General features: G+C 66.2%; 3 protein-coding genes. All 3 read left to right on the plus strand.

From position 1 onward, the window contains the following. Window positions 1-1,017, plus strand: a 1,017-nt coding sequence (locus HMPREF1138_RS11205) for a hypothetical protein (RefSeq protein WP_050981222.1), incomplete at its 5' end; no start/stop codon positions are given. Between the two features lie 40 nt (window positions 1,018-1,057). Continuing rightward, window positions 1,058-1,900, plus strand: coding sequence for an ABC transporter permease (locus HMPREF1138_RS02670; protein ID WP_009056241.1), 843 nt, complete (start codon window positions 1,058-1,060; stop codon window positions 1,898-1,900). Then, window positions 1,900-3,192, plus strand: coding sequence for an ABC transporter ATP-binding protein (locus HMPREF1138_RS02675; RefSeq protein ID WP_009056238.1), 1,293 nt, complete (start codon window positions 1,900-1,902; stop codon window positions 3,190-3,192). Before HMPREF1138_RS02670 ends, HMPREF1138_RS02675 begins: the two co-directional genes overlap by 1 nt. The last annotated feature ends 273 nt before the right edge of the window (window positions 3,193-3,465 follow it).

The following is a 3,465-nucleotide window of genomic DNA, read 5'->3' on the forward strand; positions in this document are numbered from 1 at the left end:
GTGGGCCCCTGGACGCCGGGCATCGCCGGCACCGCCGGATACCTGCCCACCGACGCCGCCGATGCCTCGTTCCAGGCGGGCATGACCGGCGTGAGCACCTACGTCGAGGGGCGCGACGGGTACTTCTTCCTCTCCGACGTCTTCAACGCGAACTTCTCACAGGCGTTGGGCCGCGTGCGCCCCAACGCCGACCAGATCGGCGCGTGGGACCGCTACATGACGGCCATCGAGCAGGCGGGCGACGCCAACGGCGCGACCACCATGTTCCTGCCCGCCCCGGCCACCTGGGACGTCTACTCCGACAAGCTGCCGCAGTGGACCGACCCGCTGCGCGGCACCACCTCCATGGACCTCATGCGTACCGCGCTACCCGCCCACCCGTGGGTGGACGTGCGCCAGGGCCTCGTCGACGCGCGCGCCACGACGGACGCACCCCTGTACTCGGCCGTCAACCCGCACTGGTCGCCTTACGCGGCGCACGTGGCCTGGAACCAGACCCTGACGTGCCTGGGGGCACTCAACCCGTCCCTGTCGGGCCTGCCTTCCCTCGCGCCCTCCGGCGTGTCGACATCCGACGCCCCCAACGAGTACGAGGGCCTGGGCGCGCCGAGCGCCACCGGCCCGTGGGCGATTCCCACCTACGCGCAGGACCCCGGCTCGGTGCGCATGCTTCGGCTGGACTCGCGCGACGAGCTCGCGGACGCCTCCGCGCGCATGGCCGAGGTGACGGGCGCCCCCGAGGTGTCCCTGGCCACCCCCATCGATTTCGAGAACAAGCCGGCGCTGACGTACAACCCCAACGGACGCGGCACCGCGCTCATCGTGCGCGACTCGCAGGGCAACAACCTCGGTCCCGACGTGGCCGCGACCTTCGAATACACCATTCAGGTTGGCCACGCCCTCGACGCGGAGCATCCCACGGATGTCGCCTCTCTCATCGAGGCATACCACCCCAGCGTCGTGATCGTAGAGTTCACGCAGCGATACCTCGCGCTCACTCCGGGCTCGCCCGAGTAAGATAGATTTCCTGACCACGACAGAAACGATGGGAGAAGCGGTGTCTGAGACGAAACGGGTCATCGACCTGACGGTGCGCATGGCGCAGCGTTCGATCTCCTCTGAGTTCAAGGGCACCGCGCTGGGGCGCCTGTGGTCCTTCATCAACCCCCTGGCGACAATCGCCGTCTACGCGCTGATCTTCGGCGTCGTCTTTCGCGGCGAGGCCGACAAGGGCGTGAACTCGGGGCTGTCCTCCTTCGCGCTGTGGATCGGCGTGGGCGTCATCGCCTGGAACTTCATGTCGAGCGGCATCCAGCGAGGCATGGACTCCCTTGTCGGCAACTCCGGCCTGCTGACGAAGGTCTACTTCCCGCGCCAGGTCCTCATCTACTCCTCCGTTCTCGCTCTGGCCTATGATTTCGCTTTCGAGCTGGGCGTCATCATCCTCATCATGTGCATCGCGGGTGGTCCCGGCGTGCTGTTGATGATCCCAGCGGTCATCGCCATCACGGCCCTTGCCATGCTCTTCGTGATCGGCATGGGCCTCATCTTGTCCATCGCCTCCGTCTACTTCCGCGATATCTCGCACCTGTGGCAGATTTTCAACCAGATCTGGATGTACGCCTCCGGCGTCGTCTTCTCTCTGTCGATGCTCAACAAGGTGCAGACCGACCTGGCGGCCAAGGGGTGGACGTGGGGCGGTGAACCCCTGCCGATCGTCACGATCTTCCGCCTCAACCCCGCCGAGCTCTTCCTCGAGGCGTACCGCTCCACGCTCTACGGCTTCGCGATACCGTCCTGGCAGGTCTGGCTGGGCTGCACCGCCTGGGCCTTCGGTATCTTCGGCCTCGGCTCGCTCATCTTCCGTCGCTTCTCGGCACGAATCGTGGAGGAACTCTGATGACGAACGCGATCTCCGTTGCGGGCGTGTCCAAGCGTTTCCGCATCTACAAGAATCGTAACCAGTCCCTCAAGGGTGCGTTCCTGCAGCGCTCGCGCGCCCAGTTCGAGGAGTTCTGGGCCCTCGACGACGTCTCCTTCGACATCCCGCAGGGCAAGACCTTCGGGCTGCTCGGACACAACGGTTCCGGCAAGTCGACGCTGCTCAAGTGCATTGCGAAGATCCTTACCCCCGACAAGGGCACGATTTCCTCGACGGGTCGCATGGCCGCCATGCTCGAGGTTGGCTCCGGCTTCCACCCCGAGCTCTCGGGCCGCGAGAACATTTACCTCAACGGCGCGATCCTGGGCATGAGCAAGAAGGAGATCGACTCCAAGCTGGACGCGATCATCGACTTCTCCGGCGTGGAGCGCTTCATCGACCAGCCGGTGAAGAACTACTCCTCCGGCATGTACGTGCGTTTGGGCTTCTCCGTATCCATCCACGTCGAGCCGGACATCCTCCTCGTCGACGAGGTCCTGGCCGTGGGCGACATGGAATTCCAGAACAAGTGCATGGACAAGTTCGCCCAGCTCAAGGACCAGGGTCGCACGGTCGTCGTCGTCTCTCACGGCCTCGAGCAGATGCGCACCTTCTGCGACCAGGCGGCCTGGCTGGACCACGGCAAGCTCGTCGACGTGGGCAACGCCGCCGAGGTCATCGACACCTACTCCGACGTCGCTCACCACGCCGTCGAGGTCGAGGGCGGGGGGACGCGCTTCGGCAGCGGCGAGGCCAAGATCGAGAAGATTGAGCTTCTCGGCCCCTCCGGTGAGCCCACCTCGCTGGTCAACACGGGGGACGCCGTGAGCCTGCGCCTGCACTACCGGGCGAAAGAGCGCATCACGGCCCCCGTCTTCGGCGTCTCTATCGACACCCGCGAAGGGATCTTCGTGTGGGGCCTGCACGGCATCGACGCCTGCTACGTGCCCACCTCCATCGAGCCCGGTACCGGCCACCTGGACGTCAATATCCCGCGCCTGGCCCTCAACCCAGGCTCCTACACGATCTCCGCGGCCATCCAAAACCACGACATGACCAGCGTCATCGACGCCCTTCAAAAGGCGCGCCGCTTCGACGTCCTGCCCGGCCCCGGCATGGAATCCGGCGGCATCATCACCCTCGGAGCGTCCTTCTCGGGACTGTCCCCCGAGCGGCCCATGCGCAACATCGCTCGGCGCGGCGCCGCCGACTTCCAGCGTCTGGCCCGCATGCAGGCGCAACAGGCTGACGCGCTCGGCGCCGAGGACTGAGGAACCCAGGCTGATGCGGTGGGGCCGGGGCTCATCGAGCCCCGGCCCCCAAACATTTCCGCAGGGAGGCACACCGTCATATACTTGTAGGAGAACTATCCTCCACCGGTAAGGCATCCCATGGCAACGACGCCCACCCGCACGCGCCGCGCATCCCTGCGCGCCCTCACGATGACCCTCGGACTGTCCCTCGCCCTCATCGCGCTGCCCGCACAGGCGCGCGCCGATGACAGGGGAGAGGCCGCGCCGCAATCCGCTGCAGAGGCCTCCACC

Source organism: Actinomyces sp. ICM58, assembly GCF_000283035.1.
Lineage (GTDB): Bacteria > Actinomycetota > Actinomycetes > Actinomycetales > Actinomycetaceae > Pauljensenia.

What these genes read in the sequence shown, in the direction of transcription:
- HMPREF1138_RS02675 (WP_009056238.1), top strand. Translation starts at nt 1,900, where the DNA reads ATGACGAACGCGATCTCCGTTGCGGGCGTGTCCAAGCGTTTCCGCATC.